General features: G+C 55.1%; 21 protein-coding genes. 12 read left to right on the plus strand and 9 right to left on the minus strand.

Going from position 1 to position 22,832, the window contains the following annotated elements:
• Positions 1-107 precede the first annotated feature (107 nt).
• Together NQL71_RS33235 and NQL71_RS33240 are read left to right on the plus strand one after the other, a co-directional pair.
• A complete protein-coding gene (locus tag NQL71_RS33235; RefSeq protein WP_274643844.1) occupies positions 108-683 on the plus strand; it encodes a hypothetical protein in 576 nt (191 codons plus the stop codon).
• A 185-nt stretch (positions 684-868) separates the two neighbouring features.
• Positions 869-1,882, plus strand: coding sequence for a hypothetical protein (locus tag NQL71_RS33240; RefSeq protein WP_274643845.1), 1,014 nt, complete (start codon positions 869-871; stop codon positions 1,880-1,882).
• 70 nt (positions 1,883-1,952) lie between these two features.
• On the opposite strand, the gene NQL71_RS33245 is transcribed toward NQL71_RS33240, so the two are convergent.
• Positions 1,953-2,381 (minus strand): hypothetical protein, encoded by a 429-nt coding sequence (locus tag NQL71_RS33245; protein WP_274643846.1) that lies wholly within the window; start codon positions 2,379-2,381, stop codon positions 1,953-1,955.
• Positions 2,382-2,563: 182 nt separating this feature from the next.
• Between NQL71_RS33245 and dnaG the strand changes: the two genes are divergently transcribed.
• From dnaG to NQL71_RS33260, 3 genes are all read left to right on the plus strand, one after another.
• On the plus strand, positions 2,564-4,426 hold the full coding sequence (gene dnaG / locus NQL71_RS33250; RefSeq protein WP_274643847.1) for a DNA primase: 1,863 nt from the start codon (positions 2,564-2,566) through the stop codon (positions 4,424-4,426).
• A gap of 48 nt (positions 4,427-4,474) precedes the next feature.
• Positions 4,475-6,799, plus strand: coding sequence for a DEAD/DEAH box helicase (locus NQL71_RS33255; RefSeq protein WP_274643848.1), 2,325 nt, complete (start codon positions 4,475-4,477; stop codon positions 6,797-6,799).
• 422 nt (positions 6,800-7,221) lie between these two features.
• Positions 7,222-8,340: a hypothetical protein gene (locus NQL71_RS33260; RefSeq protein WP_274643849.1), complete on the plus strand. Its 1,119-nt coding sequence runs from the start codon at positions 7,222-7,224 to the stop codon at positions 8,338-8,340.
• A 49-nt stretch (positions 8,341-8,389) separates the two neighbouring features.
• Here the strand turns inward: NQL71_RS33260 and NQL71_RS33265 are convergent, their stop codons facing one another.
• Together NQL71_RS33265 and NQL71_RS33270 are read right to left on the minus strand one after the other, a co-directional pair.
• On the minus strand, positions 8,390-8,863 hold the full coding sequence (locus NQL71_RS33265; protein ID WP_274643850.1) for a hypothetical protein: 474 nt from the start codon (positions 8,861-8,863) through the stop codon (positions 8,390-8,392).
• Entirely contained in the window at positions 8,827-9,597 is a 771-nt protein-coding gene (locus NQL71_RS33270; RefSeq protein WP_274643851.1) for a metallophosphoesterase family protein, read from the minus strand. The genes NQL71_RS33265 and NQL71_RS33270 overlap by 37 nt, the downstream gene beginning before the upstream one ends.
• Positions 9,598-9,693: 96 nt before the next feature.
• Between NQL71_RS33270 and NQL71_RS33275 the strand changes: the two genes are divergently transcribed.
• Positions 9,694-10,428 carry an EAL domain-containing protein gene (locus NQL71_RS33275; RefSeq protein WP_274643852.1) on the plus strand — a complete coding sequence of 245 codons (735 nt, stop codon included), beginning with the start codon at positions 9,694-9,696 and terminating at the stop codon, positions 10,426-10,428.
• 42 nt (positions 10,429-10,470) lie between these two features.
• On the opposite strand, the gene NQL71_RS33280 is transcribed toward NQL71_RS33275, so the two are convergent.
• The 5 genes from NQL71_RS33280 to NQL71_RS33300 all read right to left on the minus strand — a co-directional run bounded on the left by NQL71_RS33280 (position 10,471) and on the right by NQL71_RS33300 (position 14,837).
• A complete protein-coding gene (locus NQL71_RS33280; protein ID WP_274643853.1) occupies positions 10,471-10,896 on the minus strand; it encodes a DUF7831 domain-containing protein in 426 nt (141 codons plus the stop codon).
• Between the two features lies 1 nt (position 10,897).
• A complete protein-coding gene (locus tag NQL71_RS33285; RefSeq protein ID WP_274643854.1) occupies positions 10,898-13,198 on the minus strand; it encodes a DNA topoisomerase 3 in 2,301 nt (766 codons plus the stop codon).
• A 65-nt stretch (positions 13,199-13,263) separates the two neighbouring features.
• A complete protein-coding gene (locus tag NQL71_RS33290; protein WP_274643855.1) occupies positions 13,264-13,905 on the minus strand; it encodes a lytic transglycosylase domain-containing protein in 642 nt (213 codons plus the stop codon).
• A 3-nt stretch (positions 13,906-13,908) separates the two neighbouring features.
• Positions 13,909-14,547 carry a DUF1064 domain-containing protein gene (locus NQL71_RS33295; protein WP_274643856.1) on the minus strand — a complete coding sequence of 213 codons (639 nt, stop codon included), beginning with the start codon at positions 14,545-14,547 and terminating at the stop codon, positions 13,909-13,911.
• Positions 14,548-14,594: 47 nt separating this feature from the next.
• The gene (locus NQL71_RS33300) at positions 14,595-14,837 is read right to left on the minus strand and encodes a hypothetical protein (RefSeq protein ID WP_274643857.1); all 243 of its coding nucleotides are present in this window, start codon (positions 14,835-14,837) and stop codon (positions 14,595-14,597) included.
• 181 nt (positions 14,838-15,018) lie between these two features.
• On the opposite strand from NQL71_RS33300, the gene NQL71_RS33305 reads away from it, so the two are divergent.
• The 6 genes from NQL71_RS33305 (at position 15,019) to NQL71_RS33330 (ending at position 22,288) form a co-directional block, all read left to right on the plus strand.
• Positions 15,019-17,151, plus strand: coding sequence for an ATP-dependent helicase (locus NQL71_RS33305; RefSeq protein WP_274643858.1), 2,133 nt, complete (start codon positions 15,019-15,021; stop codon positions 17,149-17,151).
• A gap of 93 nt (positions 17,152-17,244) precedes the next feature.
• On the plus strand, positions 17,245-18,234 hold the full coding sequence (gene ruvB / locus NQL71_RS33310) for a Holliday junction branch migration DNA helicase RuvB (RefSeq protein ID WP_274643859.1): 990 nt from the start codon (positions 17,245-17,247) through the stop codon (positions 18,232-18,234).
• 78 nt (positions 18,235-18,312) lie between these two features.
• The gene (locus tag NQL71_RS33315) at positions 18,313-18,621 is read left to right on the plus strand and encodes a hypothetical protein (RefSeq protein ID WP_274643860.1); all 309 of its coding nucleotides are present in this window, start codon (positions 18,313-18,315) and stop codon (positions 18,619-18,621) included.
• Between the two features lie 12 nt (positions 18,622-18,633).
• On the plus strand, positions 18,634-20,619 hold the full coding sequence (locus tag NQL71_RS33320) for an AAA family ATPase (RefSeq protein WP_274643861.1): 1,986 nt from the start codon (positions 18,634-18,636) through the stop codon (positions 20,617-20,619).
• On the plus strand, positions 20,612-21,517 hold the full coding sequence (locus tag NQL71_RS33325; RefSeq protein ID WP_274643862.1) for a hypothetical protein: 906 nt from the start codon (positions 20,612-20,614) through the stop codon (positions 21,515-21,517). The genes NQL71_RS33320 and NQL71_RS33325 overlap by 8 nt, the downstream gene beginning before the upstream one ends.
• 183 nt (positions 21,518-21,700) lie before the next feature.
• Positions 21,701-22,288, plus strand: coding sequence for a hypothetical protein (locus tag NQL71_RS33330; protein ID WP_274643863.1), 588 nt, complete (start codon positions 21,701-21,703; stop codon positions 22,286-22,288).
• 53 nt (positions 22,289-22,341) lie between these two features.
• Here the strand turns inward: NQL71_RS33330 and NQL71_RS33335 are convergent, their stop codons facing one another.
• On the minus strand, positions 22,342-22,776 hold the full coding sequence (locus tag NQL71_RS33335) for an NADPH-dependent FMN reductase family protein (RefSeq protein ID WP_274643864.1): 435 nt from the start codon (positions 22,774-22,776) through the stop codon (positions 22,342-22,344).
• Positions 22,777-22,832: the final 56 nt, after the last annotated feature.

Raw genomic sequence — 22,832 nt, forward strand, 5'->3', positions numbered from 1 at the left:
ATCAACCCCCTGCAATACACAGGAGAATGCGCAGGCTGAGCTCCCAGGACGTGGTTCACTAACGCTGACAATTTATGTCTGATGTTAAGTGCGAAAGTACCGTTCCGTTGAACAATGAAGACAAACTGGCTTGGTGTCACGAAGGTGAACTTCGTGAAGACGCCTTCATTCAATTGATGAACCGCTGCACCTATCTGCAGGTGGAGTTAAACCCCCGCAAAGCGACTGACAAAAAAGCTCCGGACTTGGTAGTGCCCGGTTATGGCGAGTGCGACCTGAAGGCCGTACAGACGCCATTTTTTGTGAGTAGCCGCTGGGGTTTTGATCCTTATTACGCCATCACACTGAATCTGAAAGATGTCATCCGCTACCGGAGTTTCTATCCCGACATGGGGATCTTCTTCTGGGTGCAATGGCCTGAAGGGATCAGCAAGGACGGGAAATTTGCGCCGCAACCCTACAAATGGGCCGTCTACTTCACCACCATGGGTGAGGTTCTGCGCATGATCGATCAGGGAATCGCCCACTGTCACAGCTATCAAAAACGCGCCGAGGAAAACACTGAAGAGTGGAAGAAAGAGCGGGGCATGACCAATGACGGTAATGCTGCGGCTAGTTACATTCTCGACACGCGTTGGATGACGCCCATTGCTGTCACCAGCAAAGATCCACGCGCTGCTTAACCCCCAAAACAATATCAATATATTGACCGCCTTGCCGGCGCTGGGTATATTCCTCCATAACTGGAAGAAATCCAGCGCCACATAATAATAAAAATAAGAGGCGTAGCCCCATGAAGATCTTCGGTGACGAGATCAGGGCGCTTATTGCGGCAGCATATCCCGCAAATGAGCTCCGTGTGCGAGACATGAACATCACCTTGAGGTTGTATGGCTGGGATGGCGGCGGTGGCTGCAGTCTTCAGCAAGCCGGTGACGAGTTTGGACTGACCCGCGAACGTGTTCGTCAAATCTCCAAAGCCTTTGCCAGTGAACTGACCCCCTTCGCGCACCAGCACCTGACCACCGTGCAACACCTGGTCACTGAAATCGCCCAACTGGCACCAGCCAGTGCCAATCGCATCGAATCCGTGCTGAAAGATAATGGCCTTGGCCCTGATCGACTGGAAGGCGTGCTCAAAGCCGCCTCGCTATTCTTTGACGGTCACAAGGCCATCCGAGTAGTGCAGGAAGCTGAAGCTCGACTGGTCATCTTTCCGTCAATGGAAGGCTTGTCCCTGAAGATTAATGCCCATGCACAGAAAGCCTGCACCCATTTAGGCGCTGTTCATATCGAGTCGCTGTTATACCTCGTGCCAGGCTTACCGACTGAAAAGGGTCTTTCATTCATCCGTGACGTCTTGGCGGAGCGGTCTGACACCGTGTGGCTCGATCCTGATCAAACCTGGGCCTGGCTTAAGAAAGCCCCGCGTAACCGCCTGATCACCTGCTTACACAAAATGCTGAGCGTGTTCAGCAGCACCACCGTCGAATCGGTGGTCGCCGGCACCAACCGGTATTTCCGCAAGACCAAGGAGGAGGGCACCGAGAGCCCGACAGTCTTGACGGCGCCAGTCGAGGTCATCCAGGCATTGATCAATCACTGGGGACAGGCGAGCTGCTCAGAAGAAGGCCGAGTGCGTAAAACACCACGCTTCAAATCCAAAGCCAAGCTCACCGAGTTCGAGAAAGGCATTGTCGAAATGATCTGGGCCACGCCCGAGAAAATCTGCCGCGAAAAGACACTGGAAAACGCGCTGGTGCCACTGGTAGGTGATAAAGCCCACCCGAAAAAGCACAGCTTCTCCAATGCTTTGAACTATTCACCGTTGATTGCCAAGGGCACTCATCGCGGCGAGTACATCGCAAACGGCGTAGTTTGACCACAAAAATGGGGAGCCTAAAGGCTCCCCTTGTTCAGCCCAGCCACGGCTGGGAGTACCGATCCTCTCCTCAAGCAAACGCCAGCGCCCTGATCAGTTTCTCCTCCTCTGTGTCCTGACGTGGCCCTAGCGCCGCAACTTTGTATTCCACCTGCGCCATCAAGGCACGAAGTCCGAACGGATTCGGGTGCGCATCCACGGCTTCGCTCAAATGCTCGAGCATCGTGCACAAACGACCATCTTTGAGATGAATCAGCGTCTGGAGCGCACGCTTTACTGTACGCTGGGTCACTTTGCAGTCATTCGCCGACCAATCCAGTTCGGAGCAAACCGATCTGAGCTGCAGGTCATCGATTTCGTCCCACATCTTCGCGATTTCGAAGGTGTAGTTGGCGTGGTAAAGCTCCGACCAGGTAGAGGCGTCACCCGAGTTTAGGCGGCAGTAACGCTCGACCCAGGGTTGAACGAGCGATTGTGTAGAGAAGCTAGAGAGATCCATCAGTAATCATCCAGAAATCGGGAGAACGGTAGGTCTTTTGCGGCTTTATTGCCTGGCCATGCCGGGTATCAACCCTGGCGAACTTACCGAAGAAATGTCGAGGACGCGCATCCTATGCAGTAGACTGGATGATGTCAATACAGTATAAATGTTGTCCATTTTTACAAATTGAGCTGCACGTGATGAGTGACAAAGGCCTATTAACGATACCGCAAAACGTTATCGATAAATGTATCGACCAAGTCGACATCCTGGAGATCGTCCAGGCCGACGTGAAGCTCAAGAAGTCCGGTCGCGACTACGTTGGCCTTTGCCCCTTCCACAAAGAGCGCTCACCCTCCTTTTCGGTTTCACCGGAGAAGCAGTTTTTCTATTGCTTTGGTTGCGGGGCAGGGGGCAATGCACTCGAGTTCATGAAGAATTTTCACAACCGATCCTTCATCTCGGTGATTCAAGAGTTTGCCGACATTGCCCGCGAGGATCTCACTCCCTACCTGATGAGCTCGCAGCAGGACAAACGGGCGATCAACCTGCTACCGGCGCTACAGGCCGCCAACGATCTGTTTGCCAATGGCTTGAATGACACCGTTGACAACCCAAAGGCTGAATTTGCACTGCAGTACCTGGACAGCCGTAAGGTTTCAGCCGAACTGATTCAACGATTCTCCCTCGGTTATGCCGGCTACGGGCCAAAGATTGTTGAGTTGCTTTCAGACCACCTGACTGCCCTGCTGGAGGCTGGGGTCTTTGGCCAGAAAGACCATGGCCCGTACTCCATGTTCCGCAACCGGCTCATGCTGCCGATCCGTGACATCAAAGGCAAAGTGGTCGCCATGTCCGGAAGGGCTCTGGATCCCGAGGATGAGCCGAAGTACCTGAACAGCAAGGAAAGCTCCGCTTTTACGAAAACAAACCTGCTGTACGGCTTCTACGAGTCCCTGAAGGCCTTCGGGCCGAACTTTGTCGATCAAATCTATGTCGTTGAAGGACAGTTCGACGTTATCGCGCACCATATGATTGAAAAGCCTGCGGCGGGCGCGCTGGGCTCATCGATCTCCATTCAGCAGTTGCGCCTATTGCGGCGCCACACCCGGCACGTCACCTTTGTGTTTGACGGCGACTCTGCGGGCCTCAAGGCATTGGTGAGCACCGGCATCTTATTGCTCGAAAGCTTGACCGACTACGACGTGACCTATGACATGGTGATCCTGGACAAAGGCGACGATCCCCACTCGCTGATCACCACCGTTCCGGATGTGTACCTGGCCAAGCTTGAAGACCGCCAACCGTGGCTGGATGCGCTGCTGGACAATCTCGACGCGAGCCCCCACCTGGCGACCCAGGAAGGGCGCATGGCCTATGCCAACGAGGCTATTGAGCTGATTCAACAAGCCCGCGACCCCCTGCTGCGCTACCAGACCTTGGAAAAAGTGGCTGAAAAGACCGGTTTCCCGGTGAAAGCACTGGAAGAGAAACTGGAAGCGATGCCGTTGCCGCGTTCTGGGCATGCCAAGAGCAAGGTGACACCGACGAAATCCATGAACGAGGCCGCCATTCGCCTGACCCGTATGCTCTGGGACAATCCATCCCTGAGCAAGCTGATTACCGAGCCGGTGCTCTGGATCCACCATGGCGACGAACTGGTGTCCCTATTGGGCTCGTGGGCACAACAGCATCAAGCCGGCGAACTTGATGCCAGCCTGACACCTGAAGACCAGGAGAAACTGGATCGGCCAGGTGACTGGAGCAAAAATGTGGCACAACACCGGCGATACCGTGGCGGCGCTGCTGCACTGGGGCGCATGCTGTCTGAGCTCCCGTCTCACTACATGGAACAATTGATGCGGGGAGAGCCTGAGGCCGTAGAGTCCACGGCGGTTAGCCTCAGTTGGCACATCACGGGCATCTGCGCTCGCAAGGTCATGGTGGAGCTATCCAGCAAGGCAGGGCAAGGCACCATGACGGATGAAGACCGGACGAACTTCGCGAACCTGGTAACGATCAACCGCAACGCAATGAATCGCTCGAAGTCAATTGATACTTAATGTTTGCTCATTTGGTAGACTGCGGGAACAACGAACAAGGATTTCACTATGTCGGTAGATTTCAACGCCAATTTGCTTTCACGCCTATTCAAACTGGACATCGAAAAGCCGACGGATCTGCTTTATCGCCTGCCGAACAGTTATGACAACTTCACAGTACCGCTGAAGAACGTCTCCACCATCTTGAAGATGCAGAAAGGCGCGTCGTTCTACGCAACGTTGCGCCTGGACAGTGTCACCATCAAGACCAAGGAGGAGGTTATCGCCACCAAGAAGGCGAGGGGCGAAACGCCTGATAAGAACACCAGGGGTTATGCCATCGTCGAGCTCAGTGATGGTCTGACCAAGACCAGCGCCTTCATCTTCGGCCCTACCGAGCCGTGGGCGCAGCTGAAGAGCTATCAGCTCGGTAAAGTGGTGCACGTCTGCGGAAAGATTGGCTTTAAAGACGGCTACACCAACCTCAATAACCTCGAAGTTGTGCCACCGGGAGATCGCAACCGAATTGTGGCCCGGTACAACGGCAGGGAAAAGGTGATCACGCCGGCCAAGGTCGCCGATTGCACCCGTTCCGTCCTGGCCTCAAATGATTGCGTAGCCGAAGTGGTCAGTGAAATCGTTGAGCGCTTCGATGAGGATGAAAGAAGCATTATTCGGATCTGCAACCTCGGTTATGGCTCGTTAAACGAGGTGATTCTGGCCCTCCACGAGCCAAAAAGTGTGGAAGATCTTGAAAAGGCGCTGAAGGCCGCCCGGAAACTCAACGCTTACTACGAGATCCGCAAGGCGCTCAATGCCACCGAACGCAAGCCGTGCCCGGAGGCAGCGATCCCTGTCGACCGCACCCTGATTGCCAAACTGGTGAAAGATCACCCATTTACGCCAACCAAAGATCAGCGTGCGGCCATCTGGGACATTATCCAGAACCTGGCCGAGCACAAACCCATGGACAGGCTGTTGTCCGCCGACGTGGGTAACGGTAAGACCATGGCGTATGGTATTCCGGCTGCGTACATGTGCTCCAAGGGCAAGAACACTGTGGTGCTGTTGCCGACCGAACCGCTGGCCGGCCAGGTGGCTGCAAACATTCAAGGCTGGTACCCGGACATCAAGGTGCACCTGGTCACTGCAGGCTTCAGCGATGAAGTGAAGCAGGGGGACATGCTGGTCGGCACAACAGCGGTCATTACCTGGCTGAAAAACCACCCTGAGTGGATCCCAGACTTCGCCATCACTGACGAACAACAAAAAATGGGTACCGGCCAGCGCGACGCCATGACCCATCCACGCACCCACGTGCTGGAGGCGACCGCCACACCAATCCCGCGCACCATGGCGCAAACGCAGTTTGGCAGCAAATCCGTGTCCTTCATCGATGACTGCCCGGTGGTCAAGTCGATCAAGACCAAATTGATCGGCAATGGCAAGGACGACCGACTCGAGGCCCTAAAAACCCTCAAGGGCTGGGTCAAGCAGGGCCGTCGCGTGGCGGTTATCTACCCGCTAGTGGCGGAGCAGCAAGCTTACGTCTTCCACATCAAAGCCGAGACACAGAAAGAGGCCGAGAAGATCGCCAAGCTGCTGAAGGCCAGTGGGGTCTCGGTACAGAGCGTAAAACCGCTGGCAGAGGCCACAGAGCTCCTCAACGAGCTCGATAACACCGCCTCCGACGGTTTCATTGCAGTTGTTCACGGCGAAGAACTCGAATTTGCCCGCCTGCAAAAGAAATACAACAAGTACATGGGCGACCATGCCTTGAATTGCCGCTACTTGGGTTCCCAACTGGATGATGACCTCAGCCGGAAGAACCGCACCACGATTGAAAGCGCTGCGCAGGGCTGGGAAAAGATCTACCCAGGACGCATCGCGGTCATTCACGGGCGTTCGCACAGAACCAAGAAAGGCGAAATCATTGAATTTATGAACAATGGCGGCGCAGACGTTCTCTTATCGACCACACTTATTGAAATCGGTGTCGACGTTAAAGACCTTAACTGCGTCATGGTGGTAGGCGCCGACAGGATGGGGGCCTTTACCTTGCACCAACTGCGCGGTCGGATTGCCCGAAACGGCGGTACCGGTGATTTCATCATGATGGCCGGGTCGGCATTTAACGATATTGATCCGATTGCCAAGGCGCGAATGGAATTGCTTGTTAAATACACACGTGGATCCGATATTGCCCAGTACGACATGGAGCAGCGTGGATTCGGTAACCTGGCGGCAGGCGGCCAGGCGCAGAAAGGCTTCGATGACGGCCTGTTCCCTGGGCTTAAGGTCTCAACCGCCGAGATAGAGAGCTTCCTGGTGGAGGTGGCGCAAGCCATGAAGGCAGAGCGGGAGGCCGGGCTCGGTTTGTCATTATCCGCGTAATGTCCTGATGGTTTGTAGGCAATACAAAACAAACATTTAGCATTCGGACACAATCGTTAACATTTGCCATGAAATGCCTGTATGAATGTACAGGCATTTTTTTTGGAACTTATTTGAAACACCGCAGTCTTATCACTCCGACACTTAGCATATCGCGACAAAATCCCCACAATTCAATGAATTAAGAACCACGTTTAGGAGTATTGATGTCAATTCATATCTTTTTAAGTCAACTGTATTGACACCTTGTCAAAACATGGCTATAAATTTACTCAGAAACGCAAATTTGGCAGGCCGAATGACTTGGCCTTCATTAGGGAAGTCCCTAAAAAATCCTCATGGAGGCGGTTATGAAATCGGCATCTAATATGAAAAAGACAGAATCTAATCAAACCCTGACACTTCCAAAAGAATTTGCGGCAGTGAATCAACGTCTCGCAACGTTGGGTGATGCTGTTGATCAAATGCTATCGACCTTCCAACGGTCGGTTTCAACTGCTTCCTCCCTCGACGATGTACGTCGTGAGGCCTTGAAGACTCACCTTGAGCTTCAGGGATTGCGCGAGGAGTATGACAACACCCTGGGCCTGGAAATGGTTGAGCCCTCCGAGCACCCAGCTCTGGAAGCCGTCACCGAAATCAGGAACCAATTGGGCGAATTGTACTTCACGTACAAAATGCGCTACGAAGCAGTGCGCGACACCATCAAGGCGGTCAAAGCCAAGGTGGCCCCAGATGTGATCGAAGGCCTGATGAACCTGCACAACCTGATCAAACAGGAAGGGGTGACGATCCAGGAAATGCTGAACACCGTACCGGAACTGGGGATGACCCAGGCGGAATGGGACAGTCTGGACAACGATCAGCGTCGTGGCCTGCGCAAACCAGGTCGCTCAAAGGCGCCTATCGAAGCGATGCTGCTTCGCACTGAACGTCACCTGCTGGATCTGGTGGCTACGGCGAACATGCTGTCCAAAGGCGAGATCAGGACGGTCGAGCAGGCTATCAAGGGCACTGAACTGAGTAGGCGCGGGCGCCCAGAGGTCAGCACTGTCGGCAAGATGGATCGTAAGCTGGTGAATCTGAAGAAGAAATTGGAGCTCACCGCTAGAACACCAAGCAAGATGCAAGAGCTGAAAATTGCACGCTTGCAAGCGCAGATCGAAGACGTTCAGTTGGAGATTGAAGCGCACGACGCGAACCTGACCGGTGCGGCACTGCACAAGCGTGAACTGGAAAAATTGCGTGCCAGACACCGTGACCTGGCAGTTGCTGAAGTCACTTCGACTGATCGCGAGCAGGCATCCTTGCTGATGGCGATTATGCGTAACGAGACCGAGCAGCTGGAAGTGATCGACAAGATCCGTGAGCTGGAGCCTGATGCGCGCATTACCGTGACGCACAAGGTTAACCCAGCCCAGACCATGGACAGGATCAAGCGCCTGCGCACTAACGGTCGCCTGAAGGAGAAAGAGCTGGAAGAAGTTGATCGCATGGAAAAAGCGCTCACCAACTACAAGTTCTCTCGCAATCGTTACTAAGCGGAATGAAAAAAAGCCCAGGGAAACCTGGGCTTTTTTATGGGCTGGATTATTTCGGGTTTTTTTTATTGGAGTGAAAATTGACAACCAGGGTTTCGCCTGGCTTTTTCACCCAATAAAAGTGCAGCCAGTAGCTTTTGGTCAACAAATCACCCAGCAGGGTAGTGGAGTGGCGGTTACGCACAATGTGCGCCGCGAGCCAACCCAGAACGCCTCCGACCGCCATAATCACGTAGCTGACCCACAGCGGATAGATCTCGATCCTCCCGTTGGCAATCAGCTTTGTGCCGATTTCCTGCAGCTCCTTCGTCCAGCCGTGGGCGTTGGCGTATTCGATCCACAACAGCGGGATGGTGGATTTGGCAATAATCGGTATGAACGACGCCAAAATCAGACCAAGCGCCACAAGGCCCAGCACGATTCCCAGCGCCAGGCGTTGGGTTGAGCGACGTTTGAGGGCAGTCTCGTACAAAAGCGCATCTTCGCTTACGAGTTTGACAGCGTGTCCAGCAGGCCTTGGCATTTTGACTTCTCCAAATTTTGTTCAATTAAACTGCTAAGTTCGACAAAGGGCAAGAGAGCAGGGCAGTCAAACCGGCGTCCCTGGTTAATCGGCGCGGAACTTAACAGGATGCAGCGGTTGGCATTTCTTGAATATATTCGAGTCGGTTTCTCAACTACCAGTGAAGAAATGTTAAGGCAAATATCATCTATTGCCTTATGTTCGGGCTTACCAATAAAACCACCCGCTTTTAGGCCATCCAAACGCGAACCCATTTTGCCGAGCGCCTCCGAATAGCTGGTCGATGCCTCCATTTGAGCCTTTGTTCCTGACCAGGATGCCCCCAAGGGGATGTGACGATGGCTGACCAGGCTGACCGAGTCCGCCTTGCGGAGCTCGAGAGTCATGGGGAGAACACCAAGCTGAGTCTTCAGCAGAGCCTGCTGTTCCTGACTCATCTTGCGTAGCCATTGGCCCACGAGCGTTGGCGTGCGCTCACCGCGCAGCTGCGCGATCAAGGCAATTTCATGCTCGCCCAGGATTGCCTTAACCCAGGGCTTGGCCAGCCAAGCTGGCGCCATGCGCGACGTCGGCGTAACGCCCAGGAAGTTCCCCGGCAGTACCAGCAGATCCGTTGACGGCTGAAAGTCGACCTTGATCAGCAGGCGTTGCAACGCATCAAAGTGCCCACCCAGTTCACCCACGCAGATCCAGCGCGACTTGGAATCCACTTCATGTCGTTCACTGATAATCATAAAGTTCCTTATTCAAATAATATAACCAACTTCCAGAAATACCGCGCCTATTCAAATCTGATTTAGCCTCGTACCATAAAAGAAAAAAGTGGTTTTATGGGGACTATTAACCTCCAATATCAATATCAGCCTATTGTTGATCTCAATACCCTGGACATTGTGCGACAGGAAGCCTTGTTGCGAGTCGAGGGGGTGACCGATATCGAAGCCTACGTCCGGGCCTTCGAGAAGCGTGGCTCTGTCATTGAGATCGATCTCCACGCGTTGGCGCACGCACTGGAGCAGATTGATCGGCTCGGGAAACCGCCTGTACCCATCGCCATCAACGTTTCGGCGCTGAGCCTGCTCAATCCCTGCTTTCAGCACGAAGTGCTCTCCAGTCTGCTGCAGATGCGCCCCTTGGGCCTGTTGAGCTTTGAAATCACTGAAACCTGGCCCATCCAGCACATGGATAGGGCGCAGGGGTTTGTCCGCCGCCTGAAACAGCAGGGCTGCAGTGTTGGCCTGGACGATGTCGGCGACGGCTTTGCCAAACTCTGTGTGGTGCAGCACCTGCATCTCAACTACCTCAAGCTTTCATCCAAACTCACGACACGGGTATTGCACTCTAAAACCGCGCAGGAGGCCGTCAGAGCCGCGATAAGCTTCGCGGCGATGCTCGCCATCCCAATCGTCGCCGAACACATTGACAACACGGCTCAACTCGCTTGGCTTCGATCTGCCGGCATTACCCATGGGCAGGGTTGGTTGTTTGCCAAACCTACCGAGCTGATCACGTCAGGGGCGGAGTTTAGTGCCGCACTACGCGCCCGACTCCGTCACGCTCCATAAAAAAGGCCCTTGCGGAGCAAGGGCCTCTTTCGTCGACAGTCTTCAAGGCGTCAGATCTGGGCTCTTGATCTTCATCTTCTTGCCGTTTTCCACCTCAAAATGTTCCTCGAGGATCTTGTTCAAGTAAGCCCAGGCTTTTGGACTCTTCTCCGACATTTTCGCTCGGCCTGTCCCGATCCCATCCAAAGGGAATACCAGCCGTTTGGTCTTGGCGAGTCTGTAGAGGTTCGCCAGAGCGTCCCGAACAGCCTTGATCTCATCTTCCTGGTCGCTGAAATACGCCTCATCCTTGGTGCTTGGCAAGCGTTTGGTGGGAATTCCGCAAGCATTTGGCTCAAAGCGGATCTCCGCCTGCCCGGCACCTTTGCGCTGGCCGGCATGAATCAAGTTGTCACCAAAGACAAAGATCTCATCCGGGTGCGCACGGCACAATTCCACGGAATAGAGTTTTTCAAAACGAACGCGCATATCAGGGTTTTCTCCTGCCTGTGGTGGAGCTGGATCTAGCCGCCCCCCTAGAGGCGCCACCCGCCGCACCGCTCTTAGTGCCGCCCTTCGCGCCACCTGAGGAACTACCAGTTTTACCAGAACCACCCTTGCCGGAGCCATTCTTCTTCGCCATTTGAGCGTCGATGAAGGCCTTGCACAGGTCACGATTGGTGAACGTCTCCGGCTTAGGCTGCTTGTCAGCCGGCAACTTGGCCGCCAGGTCACGGGCGAACTTCACCTGCGCTTCAGAAGGCTCCGTCGGTTTATGACGGTCGATGAATGCACGGATCAAATGACGATCCGCCTTTTCTTCATCGGTCGCTTTAACACCAGCCGCTGCCTCGACCTGGGCCAGAAACTTGACCTGCGCCTCACTCATGACAAAGGGGCCCGTCTGGACGGGGCGGGCGGTGGTGCCTTTGCTCAGGAAATTGGTGATCACACCGCTGTTGGCCGCTGCCACCTGGGCGCGAACAAACTCTTCCTGCGAGCGAACGAAATCTTCCAAGCCATGCCCGGTGCGTTCGATGTCTTTGAGCATCCGCTCGAACAACGCGGTCAGGATTGGGCTGCGCACCTCGTCAGGTACCGCGTCGATCAAGCTTCGACCTAACGCCGTACTGACAATCGCCTTACCTTTGAGCTCCAGGTATTCCTTGCGCTTGAGTTCGGTGATGATCGAAGCGCGGGTCGCCGAGGTACCGATACCGTCACCGTCCTTCAACTCTTTCTTGAGCGCAGGATCGCTGATGAATTTATGGATGTTCTCCATCGCCTTCACCAACGAACCTTCGGTAAACCGCTTAGGCGGATCGGTTTTGACCGCTTTGATCGCTGCCTTGGCGCAATTGACCGAGTCGCCTTTTTTCACCGGAGGCAGAATCTGCGCCGGCTTCTTTTTCTTGTTGTCTTCTTCGTCTTCGTCAACGTAGACCGCTTTCCAGCCCATATCGGTGACCGTCCTGCCAGAGACGCTGAAACGCTCACCTTCAACTTCGATCACAATCTTGGTGCTCATGTACGCATGCATCGGGTAGAACTGGGCCAGGTAACTGCACACAATCAGGTCATACAGGTTTCGCTGTTCCGGCGACAAACTGCCCAAACTGCCGATGTGCGAGGTCGGTATGATGCCGTGGTGAGCGGTAACCTTGGAGTCATCCCAGGTTTTCGATTTGATCTTCGTGTTCGCACCGTCGATGTACGAATCCGATGCTGCCTGGTTTTTCTTCAGGGCTGAAAGGATCCGGGGGGCGTCGCCAAACTGCGATTCAGGCAGGTAAGGGCAATCGGTACGCGGGTAGGTGGCCAATTTGCCGTCGTACAAAGCCTGGCAAATCTTAAGCGTCTGATCGGCTGAATAACCGAACTTCTTGGACGCCGCCAAAGTTATGTCTGCCAGCGAATAGCACTTCGGGTGACCTTCCTTCTCCGCTTCGTGGCTATGACCAACCACGAGGCCATCTTTCCGGTTGACGCGGTCGACGAGTGTTTTCGCTTCCGCCTCAATCGTCAGGCGGCCTTCAGCGTCCAGACCGGGCTGATCCTCTTTGAAGTCCATGTCCGCGCTGAACGTGCCATTGGCATGGACAAACCCACCATTGACCTTGAAGTGGTCTACCGCCTTGAAGGCTTCGATCTTGCGATCTTGCTCAACCACCAGCATCAGGGTAGGCGTCTGGACTCGGCCCAGGGCGAGGAGGGCGTTACCACCACCGCGTTTAGCCCGAAGGGTATAGGCACGCGTCAAGTTCATGCCGATCAACCAGTCGGCACGACCACGGCCCTGCGCCGCATATCCCCAGCCCACGTAACCTTTGTTGTCCTTCAGGTCAGCCAGGCCACGTTGAATACTCACGGAGTCGACGGCGGCGGCCAGGTAGCGTTTCACCGGCGCCTTGGCGTGAAAATGCTCAATAACCGCATCCACGAGCAATTGACCTTCTCGGTCGGGGTCGCCGGCGTTGACGATGAGGGTTGCTTGTTTTAGAAGCTTGCCAATGACAGCGAGCTGATCTTTGGACTCTTTTTTCGGGTGCAGCTTCCACGTCGTGGGAATGATGGGCAGATCACACTCGCGCCAGACCTTGTTGCCTGATTTGGTCGTTGGGATGTTATCCGGCAGGTATTCATCCGGGGGAGCCTGCTCCAACAAGTGGCCAAAACACCAGGTGACGTAGTCAGTCCCGCACAGGATAAAGCCATCACCTTTGCTGGTAACGCCCAGTTCAGCCGCAAGGGCTCTGGCGACAGTCGGTTTTTCCGCAATAAATAAACGCATGGTTCACACCCCCTCAACTGGTGAAAAGGAGGAGGGCGTCCCCGGCAATATCGGTATACGTTTCATCAATCAATAAACCTCAAGGTTTTGCGCCGGTTATCGATGGTAATAACCTTTGGCTTTGGTGGCTCTTGTCGCGCAATAGAGCGGCCCACGGGCGCCTGCAGGGCCCCTGGGTTGGTGTTGATTATTTCTTCCAGGCGGGTCAGGGACGGCACGACCATGCTCGGGTCTCGGCCCCAGTTGGTGGAGCGACCCATTGCTTGCGATTCCTGCCCGGTTCGACTCCCCGCCAGCAGTCGTGCGTAGGCTTCCCCCACCTTTCGCAGGTAGATCGACCGCCGCGATGGGGTTTTCGAGTGGTAGTTGCCCATGGCCAGCCAGTAGTGACCATCAGCGTCCTTCATGTGCTGGGCCAGTAGCCAGGCGCCGGCAGAGATGTTCTTACAGGCATTGAACACCAAATCTCGAGCACTAAACCCCAGCTGTCGAAAGATATTGGACAGGTGGATGGTATTGATCTGCATGGGCCCGAGGTCATACGAACCGTCGGTATTCTTTCGGATGGTGCCGATCTGGCCGCCCTCTACCGCCAGTAGGGTCTTTAGCATCCACGGCGAAGCGCCAGGATTCTGCTTGGCAGCCTGACTGACGCAATAATCAATCTGCATCAGCGTCAGTGGTTGTTCGGGTGGGAGATCGCTCACAGCTTATCCTCGAGGCCGCTTGGCTGATGGTGGGCGAGAGCAACTTTTGCCCGTTTCGAGGATGGTGATGCCGTGGATTTCTTTCATGAGCCGGCGCTTCTGGATGTAAGTGGCCGTCTTGAACCCTTTCGAGTCCTCAACGACCACCTCGCCCTCGCTGACGTACACGAAGTCGGCCACGTAGTTGCTGATGTGCACACCACCGGCGTCAAGCGAATAGGTTACTTGCCGGCGCAAGTCCGAGATCACACCGCCCGCCTGCAACATTTTGAGTGTCAGGTAGCGACGATACTCTTCCTTGGAGTCGAATTTACCTTCTTCGGTATAGACCTTGATGGCACCCATTTTATTGGGCTTTGACTCCCGCACGCCCTTGCCGCCGCCCGCCATGAGTTCACGGTATTGAGCGCTGGTCATGGTTTGCTGAGAGGTCGACTTTCCGGATGGCTTGCCAGGCGGCTTGCTCTTGGCATTAGACGTGGCCTTTTTAGCCTTTTCTGGAGCTGCCGGCAATTTATCGCCTTTGTTCTCGCCGCCCGGTGCCATTTCAAGGCGCAAGGGCTGACGCTGGCGAGGGGTAGAGGGCTTTGCAGCGCTCGCAGCACCACCTTGGGTCAATGCCCGATAGTCAGTCAGCGACATGCGCTGAACATCAGGCAATTTGAGTCCGGATAGCGAGCGGGTGCTCATCACTCAACCGATTTATCGGGAGACTTCCTGCCATAGCGCATTGCGCTATCTTCAGCAGCTTGCCAGTCGTCCATGCAGCTTTTGTCACACCAGCGGCGCGGCTTGGCCAGCGGTTCAAAACAAAACAGGCATTCGCCCTCGGGCTCAACCTCCAGTTTGTTGGGATCGGCCTGCGCATTGAGGAGACTAACCCTGAGGAAAACCTCTTCCGCTTCTGCTGCCTGATCAGCTTCATTAGCCATGTTGAACCTTTACATTAATTTGATTATCGATGGGTGGGGGCATAGACCTGTCACAGGATAAATGCCTGCTGTCAGTTATTCTTCCATTGAAGCTCCGGAGTGTCAATATAACGCTATTGTTCTGGATTGGCGTTTGATGCGATCATGAATCAAAGGAAGCCTTCCCCGTTTGGAGCAGCCCGTGAGCGTACCGATCACCCTTGCCAATATCAGAAGCCTGACCGACAAAGACGCTCAAATTGAGTTGCTCTTGTCCGGCATGAACGACGCCCAGCGCAAAGCTGTTTTGGTCGAGGAAGGCCCGTGGGCTGTGATCGCAGGCGCTGGTTCGGGTAAAACGACCGTACTGACGCGTCGTACCTGCATGATGCTGCATAGAGGTACTCCCGCCACCCAGTTGATGTTGGTGACCTTTACCAATAAAGGTGCTGGCGAAATCGTTGAACGTCTGCAGGTCATGGTTGGTGAAGAAGCCCAGCACATTGCCGCAGGTACCTTTCACTCGCTGATTTTCCGCCACATCCTCAAAGCGAATTTTGAGCACCCCTATTTGTTGAGTACAAACCTCAACATGGCGGAATGCGTAATTCTCGATGAGAGTGAAGCCGAAACCATCTTTAACGAAGCCATCAAGTCGCTGGATGAGCCATCCCAGGAACTTATTGATGAACTCGGCTTTGCCAAAGTGATCAAGGTTGAAATGGCGGCGGCGCGTGCCAGGGGTCTTACCCCTGACATGTATGGCCGGGAGAAGATCGGATTTGGCGATGTGAATGAAGTCGCCTACCGCTTGACCGTCGACGTCTGGAATCACTACAACGCGTTGTGCCGGGCAGCCAATGGCATCGACTTTGACGACATCATGGTCACTGCACTGACTTTGATGAAGAAAGACCCGACAGTCGGCCAGGATCTGGCCCAAAAATTCCGCCACATCATGCTCGACGAGTACCAAGACACCAACCCGGTGCAGGATGCAATCATTGAGGAAATCGCCAAGCACCACAGAAACCTGTTCGTGGTGGGCGACGACAAACAGGCCATTTACGGTTTCCGGGGATCGGATAACAGAATTATTCTTGGATTCGCCAAGCGCTGGAATGCCGGCGTAATTGAGCTGGATTTTAACTACCGCTCCACAGCTCCAATTCTCGAAGCCGCCAACTGCGTGGCTCGACACATGAACGAAAAGGCAACCGATGGGCAGTTGCAGAAGGGCAAGAAATACACCGGTAACCCGCCGAAAGTGTCCATTGTCGAGTTCAAAACCGCACAAGAAGAGGCGGAAATGCTCGCCCAGGCGATCAAGCGCGACATGAGCCGTGGCGTCAAGGGCAAAGACATTGCCGTTCTTTACCGCAAACGTGCCACGAAAACGCTGATCGAAGCAGAGCTGGTCAAACAGGGTGTCGACTACCAGATCATCGGCGACGTCGGTTTTTATCAACGTGCTGAAGTTAAAAACTCCATCGCGTTGCTGCGGATGACCTTCCGCCCCTGGGATCACATGGCCATTCTACGGGTACTGGAAAACACCTCTTTTGGGGTGTCTAGCTCCAGTGCGAAGAAGGCCATTGCCAAGGAAAAAATTTCGGCCCATGCCTACCTTGCCAGTCTGTCCACCAAGACCCGTGGCACCAAGGGCGAGCTGTCCGCCGTGGCGCAAAAGGTCGCGCCGCTCCAGGAGTCGATGCAACTCATTCGCCAGCTGGTTGCCTGCAATGAAGACCCCGAGTACATCCACGAGAGTGTCTACCGCCTGTGGGACTACTACATGGGCGCCAAACTCAAGAAAGCAGCAGCCAAAGACAAAGGCGCCGTTGACGAAGCGGCTGAAACTCGCATGACCAACGTCAAAATGCTATTTGACCGGTTTTTCGCCGAGTTGGGTCAAGGGCGCAAGCCTGAGGACATCCTTGATGAGCTCAGTCTGCTAATCGACCGCAAGCAGAAAACCGAGCGTGAATTGGAAAAGATGGTCGTCTTGGCCACCTTACACGCCTCCAAAGGTCTCGAGTTTCCACATGTTTACCTGCCTGGCATGGACGAAGACAATACGCCGGGGCTAGGTGGGGAGAGACAACCGTCCTACGAGGAAGTCGAGGAAGAGCGTCGCCTTACCTATGTGGGTATTACCCGCGCAATGAGCAAGCTGGGTATCAGTTACGCGAAGTACAAAGTCAAATTTGGCAAGCCGGCGTACACCAAGGCGTCTCCATTCGTGCTTGAACTGTCGAGGGGGACGAACAACCCCATCTTCAAGTACCCAGGCCAGGCGCTGTCAGGCCCCTCGAACTCAGGCCCGTCCCGGTAAGCAGCCGCTGCGCGAAGCACCGACTCACGTAGCAAACATCATCGCCATGCCCGCATGGCGATTTTTATTGTCCGGCGCCCTCGGAAGTGATGAATGACCACCGATGTTGTTGAAGATGTCTACCTACAAGATAAAGCACTACGCCCGCTGACCCTGAATCGCTTTGCCGGCCAGCCGGTGATCGTCGAACAGTTGGAAATTTTTATTGAGGCCGCCAAAAAACGCGGGGAAACGCTCGACCACGTCTTGCTGTCCGGCCCGCCTGGACTCGGCAAGACGACCTTGGCCAACATCATCGCCAATGAGATGGAAGGGCCTTTTACCTCCACGTCAGGGCCTTTGCTGCAAGACGCGACAGCGCTAGCGCCGCTTCTGGTGAGCCTGGAGCCTGGCGCCGTGCTGTTTATCGACGAAATCCACCGGATCCCTATCCAGGTGGAAGAAATCCTGTATTCGGCGATGGAGGACGGCATGCTCGATGTGATGGTGGGGGAGGTAGAAAAGAAGACCTTGCGCATCCAGCTGTCCCCATTCACCCTGATCGGCGCAACCACCCGGTCGGGCAATCTCTCCGCGCCGCTGCGCGACCGCTTTGGTATGACCTTCCGGTTTGAGTATTACCAGTTGGCTGACCTGACCACTGTGGTGTCAAACGCCGCAGAGAAACTGGGTATGGACGTAAGCCGGGCCAGTGCCGAACTGATCGCCCGGCGCAGCCGAGGCACCCCGCGAATTGCCTTGCGCCTTTTACGCCGGGTGCGGGACGTGTTGGAGACAAAAAACTACTCTGGTCAGGACATTGAGCACATCACACTGGCGCTGGAGCTGCTGCGCATCAACGACAAGGGTTTGTCGACCCAAGACTTGAACTATCTGCGAGCCCTGGTGGACGCGTTCTCTGGGGGCCCCGTGGGCCTCAATACGCTATCCGCTGCGTTGAGTGAGGACAGTGGCACCCTGGAAGACACCGTCGAGCCCTATCTGCTCCAGGAAGGCTACATTCAACGCACGCCACGGGGTCGGATGGCAACACCGTTGGCTGCCAGTTTACTGGGGCTGCCTGGCACTGTCGTGACGAAATAAACCCATAAACATTGGCCATAAATTGACGTTCTGGCAATTCATGGTATATTGATATCAACACCAACCCGGAGTAATCCCATGTCTCAAGAAGCTCAAATCTCCCCGAACCAGCGTCTGGCCAAAATCAAAGAGCGCCAGGTCGCAGCCCGTCGCGATCTGGATCGCATGGCCATGAGCCTGGAAAGCATCCAGGAAGAGCTCAAAAAAGCCACCGAAAAGTCCATTGCTGCCCACGGCACCGACAACGTGTCGGAGTTGCGTACTAAACTCCAGGCCGATAAAGCCATGGACGCAACCATTATGAAGGACGCTGAAGATACCCTGGACGTGGTGGAAGCGATTATTTCTACGGCCAACGCTGCCGTTGCTGCGCTGCGCGTGAGCTAAGGAGCCAGGCCCATGAAGAACCTTCAGCAAAAGGTGATGCAAACGGCCAGTAAGTTTTCTGTCCTGACCGAAAATGCCAAGCACGCTCAAGCTGAGGTCGCTCGCATTTCTCAAGAGATGGCCGAGCTAGACCGTCTTCTGGGGCGCAAAGACGACATTCTGAAGGCGTTGAACGAAGCTCAGACTCGCGCACAAGCCAAGAACAAGGGCGTGTATGAAGGACTCCTGACTGACCTGATCAAGGAGGTCATGCCCGAAAACCACAGCAAGGTCGTCTTGACCACCGGCATCAAGAACAATAAGGCAGCCCTGGACTTCGACATCGAGGTTGACGACGGGGATCTGGAAAGCATTGCGGAAGACCAGGGTGGCTCCATCTGCAACATCACCGCCATGGCCATCCGCTTTATCGTGCTTGCCCGCCACCCCAACCGCCGTGTGCTGCTGCTGGACGAATCCGACTGCCATTTGCGCGAGGAATACATCCCTGCGTTTGCCGCTGTGATCAGTCAGATGGCCATTAAGTTGGGCATTCAGGTGCTCTACATCAGTCACCACCCCGCCAGTCACTTCATGGGCTATGGCCGGGTCATTGAGCTGCATCGTGAAGGTCGCATTACCCACTCACGGATTCTGAGTGAAGAGGGCCCAGCGCCGGAGGGCTATGAACCGCCTGCCACGGCCCTGCGCTACGTCCGTCTGCAAAACTTCGGGCGCCTGCAGAATGCCCTGATCGAACTCTCGCCTGGTCTGAACGTTATCACTGGCGATAACAACCTCGGCAAGAGCAAGCTGATGCAGGCCATCTCCGAATTGTCGACGTTTGATGCGAAGGCGCGTCGAATCACCCACAAACGTCCGTTCTTCGAGGTCGAACTGGGCCTTGAGGAAGGCATGTCGCTGCACTGGCGCTATGCTCGCAGCGGTGAGGGAAAGACCGAGATCACCTTGAAGGATGCTCAAGGCGCTACCATCAAATATTCCAATGATGGTAAAAACCAGCCTGACTGGTTGCAAACGTACCTGGCTATGCCACTGGTAAACGGACAAAACATCCACTACCACAGTCAAAAGCTGCCCAACTACTTGCTCGGGGCGGAATTCTCGTCCACCGACCGCGCTGTGATGCTGCCGCTGGGCCGGGAATCACGTGACGTGTTACAGATGATCCAGGAGTTCAACGCCCGCCTGAACGCCGCCAGGCAAGACCGCACCCGCCTGGCCAAAGAGTTGCTCAATCATCAAAACCGTTTGGCCGTGATGTCGATCATCCTTGAGAAGGATTTCGACAGCGATGCCATGTTTGCCCGGTGCAAGCAGCTGGAAGACTCCCAGCGTGAGTTGCAGGGCCGCGAGGCTTTCATTGACGAGCTTGAGCGCTTGCAGACGCTGGCCGCCTTCTATCACGAAGGTATTGCAGCCTGTAATCAGGAACCGATTATCGATGTCGAACTCACCGGTACGGCAGCCCGTGAATCGCGGATCAGCGAGTTGGAGCGTTTACAGAAGCTGGAAGTCATTTACCGTGAAGCCCGCGATAAAATCGAGCGACAGGTGCTGATTGACGTCGAGCTGATGACCGATCCTCAAATGGAAAGTGACATCGGCCAATTGGAAAGCCTGCAAGGCCGGAAAAAAGCCCTGCTGCCCATCCTGGACGTCAAACCCTTCGCTCCTCTACCGGAATTGCATGACCTCGCCGCCATCATTGAAAGCGGTCAACAGCTGAAAAAGCTCCGCGCCCAGGTAGAAGCGCTGTCCAAAATTAAAGATGTCATCCCGTTCGAAGCCGTTGAGATCACCGATCACACCGAGACAGAGACGCTGATCACCAGCGTTGAAACCCTGCAGGCTCGGCTAGTCAGAGGCAATACGATGATCAATGCCAATAAGGCTCTGCAAGAAGAACTCGACCGTGAATACGCTCAAGTCATCGAGGAGCTGGGCGGGATCTGCCCAACCTGCGACCAACCTTTTGGAGTCCATCAGCATGGGTGATCAACTGCTCAGCAACATCGAAACCACCACCCTGATGGGCCTTTCGGGTTTTCTGGTGATTGGTGACCCCTGGCTGGGTTCGCCTCGCCGGGTAGGCCGGGCAGACGACGCCTGGGCCGCCTCCTTCAGCAAGCTCGAACAAGGGATCAAGCTAGCCAAGGAAAAGAACCTGTTGCCCATTATCGTAGGCGACATGCTCCATGAAACTCGTGACATCGGGCAGTTGTTGCCGATCATCAACCTCCTGAGCGGCGCTCGGGCGCTCTTGATGCCGCACAGTACCCGTTGGCAGGAGAGTTCGATTGCGGCCATCCTGCTAGCCGCAGGCATCGTCCAGGTGGCCGGCGCCAGTGCCAAACGATTCCAGTTGAAGATCGCCCGCGAAGGGAAAATGCACGGCATGATGCTGGAAGCGTTTACCTCATGGGGCGGTCATGAGCGCCTGGAGCCTGGCTGCCCGGCTTACCTCAATGTCGCGGACATGAACCTCAAGATCATGCAGAGCCGTCAGCTGCCCCTGATGGAAGGCGATGAAAGTGGCAACCGCATCGTTGCGGGCCGGCTACTGCGTTTGACTCCGGTCGAAGAGCAGATGACGGTGAACATCTACGCGGTGACCCTGGACGGCGTGGAGGAAATTCCGCTGACGGTGTTGCCAAAGGTGTTTTCAACGGTTGACGCCAACGCCCATGCCCAACACCTGGACTTGAAGCGCGACAGCGTATTTGTGGACAACCTGCGCAAGGCCGCCGCCGAAAGTGCCGAGGAAGAGGGGAAGGGGAGCTTGATCACCTTCATTGACACTCTGTGTGATGACCTCAAGTACGACGACTGGATGCGCGGTACCATGTTGTCTCTGGCCAAGAAGGTCATCAGCCAGGAAGCCAGCGCCGCTTGATGCAAGGATCCCGCTTCGGCGGGATTTTCAATTCGGCGATGCCACCCAGGAAATCGAGGCCCAAGGCATTCAGCGCGGCTCAATAGCGTTCTGCCGGGTTCCTTGAGCCATTGACCATCGTGTACCGGCCAAGCGCCCAAAACGGACGAGACGGGGCTTCCCCAGCTCCAACCGAGGTAACCCATGACTTATACCGATGCTCGCTCTTATCCAGGCAACGACGCGCAGAAGCCCGTGACCGAAGCGATGCTGTGCGAGCCGCATGGTCGGCACAACTATCACGAATACCGGCACGTGCTGACCGTCTCCAGCGGCAGTGCTGAGGGCATTCATTTCTGGGCCAGGTACGGCTTGCTCCGCACCTTGCATCGAAACTGCAGTTGGTTTCACGCCGCCCTAAGGTTCAACAGTTCGCACCTGGCCGCTGACGAATACGAGCAGGGACTGGATTACCTTCGAACAGTCGACCCGCTGCGGCGGGAGTTTTTCGACACCAATGCGACGATAGAGGCCTTTGTACTGGCAATCACGGACTACGCCGCGATTGAACGCTTGCTGGAGCAGCCGGCAGATGCGGATCAGGACGTTGTGCACTGGGCCTGGCGCGGGGTGATACTGGGACTGGAAAGCTGGCGCCACATGGCGACCATGATACTGGCCGGTAAAATGGAGGATTTCGCGATAACCATTCCCGGCACGGATCTGAAAGCCTTCATGCAACGTTCCAAGGGGCTGCTCGAGTTGTACAAGGCCGCTGGCGCCGGCCAATAAAAAATCCCGCAGACGCGGGACTTGTGGCAATTCATCTAAATGTTGGTTGTGCATCAGCCGTAGCTGAAGCTCAGCGACTCAGGCTGGCGAGAAACCGTTTTAGCCACGTGCTGCTCAATTGCCTTCCAACCCGCCGAGTTGGTGTGAATGATCAACTCGTCGTAGTGAGCCAGGTCAAAAAAGCCTTTCTCGGCCAATGTCTGTGCCTCAAGTAGCCATTTATCCTCCAGCTGCACGACCAGGATTTCACTGGCCACGCGCTTGAGCTTGCCCACTTGGCTGGACACGGCACGAAGCACCTTCATTTCCGACGGCGTTGGCATCAGTGTGAGCGCTTTATGGCAGTCCACACCCTTGAGGACGGCCTCCTGCTCAGATCGGGCCGACACGCGAAACACCCAATGCGTATCAGGGAAATCATGAGTGATCGGCGACACATGCCATTGGTTACTCGTTGGCTCGAGACTGACGTAATACGTTTCCTGCATGGTAAACCTCCTTTAATCAGGCCCTTGTGTCGTCACGGGCGCTGATCTTAGGCAAT

Origin of the sequence: Pseudomonas serbica, assembly GCF_028823535.1 — a bacterium.
GTDB lineage: Bacteria > Pseudomonadota > Gammaproteobacteria > Pseudomonadales > Pseudomonadaceae > Aquipseudomonas > Aquipseudomonas serbica.

Coding starts and splice junctions, on each gene's coding strand:
- NQL71_RS33320 (WP_274643861.1), top strand. CDS start 18,634: ATGAAGAACCTTCAGCAAAAGGTGATGCAAACGGCCAGTAAGTTTTCT.
- NQL71_RS33275 (WP_274643852.1), top strand. CDS start 9,694: ATGGGGACTATTAACCTCCAATATCAATATCAGCCTATTGTTGATCTC.
- NQL71_RS33255 (WP_274643848.1), top strand. CDS start 4,475: ATGTCGGTAGATTTCAACGCCAATTTGCTTTCACGCCTATTCAAACTG.
- NQL71_RS33325 (WP_274643862.1), top strand. CDS start 20,612: ATGGGTGATCAACTGCTCAGCAACATCGAAACCACCACCCTGATGGGC.
- NQL71_RS33330 (WP_274643863.1), top strand. CDS start 21,701: ATGACTTATACCGATGCTCGCTCTTATCCAGGCAACGACGCGCAGAAG.
- NQL71_RS33300 (WP_274643857.1), bottom strand. CDS start 14,837: ATGGCTAATGAAGCTGATCAGGCAGCAGAAGCGGAAGAGGTTTTCCTC.
- NQL71_RS33245 (WP_274643846.1), bottom strand. CDS start 2,381: ATGGATCTCTCTAGCTTCTCTACACAATCGCTCGTTCAACCCTGGGTC.
- dnaG (WP_274643847.1), top strand. CDS start 2,564: ATGAGTGACAAAGGCCTATTAACGATACCGCAAAACGTTATCGATAAA.
- NQL71_RS33270 (WP_274643851.1), bottom strand. CDS start 9,597: ATGATTATCAGTGAACGACATGAAGTGGATTCCAAGTCGCGCTGGATC.
- NQL71_RS33280 (WP_274643853.1), bottom strand. CDS start 10,896: ATGCGCGTTCGTTTTGAAAAACTCTATTCCGTGGAATTGTGCCGTGCG.
- NQL71_RS33240 (WP_274643845.1), top strand. CDS start 869: ATGAACATCACCTTGAGGTTGTATGGCTGGGATGGCGGCGGTGGCTGC.
- ruvB (WP_274643859.1), top strand. CDS start 17,245: ATGACCACCGATGTTGTTGAAGATGTCTACCTACAAGATAAAGCACTA.
- NQL71_RS33315 (WP_274643860.1), top strand. CDS start 18,313: ATGTCTCAAGAAGCTCAAATCTCCCCGAACCAGCGTCTGGCCAAAATC.
- NQL71_RS33285 (WP_274643854.1), bottom strand. CDS start 13,198: ATGCGTTTATTTATTGCGGAAAAACCGACTGTCGCCAGAGCCCTTGCG.
- NQL71_RS33265 (WP_274643850.1), bottom strand. CDS start 8,863: ATGCCAAGGCCTGCTGGACACGCTGTCAAACTCGTAAGCGAAGATGCG.
- NQL71_RS33295 (WP_274643856.1), bottom strand. CDS start 14,547: ATGTCGCTGACTGACTATCGGGCATTGACCCAAGGTGGTGCTGCGAGC.
- NQL71_RS33335 (WP_274643864.1), bottom strand. CDS start 22,776: ATGCAGGAAACGTATTACGTCAGTCTCGAGCCAACGAGTAACCAATGG.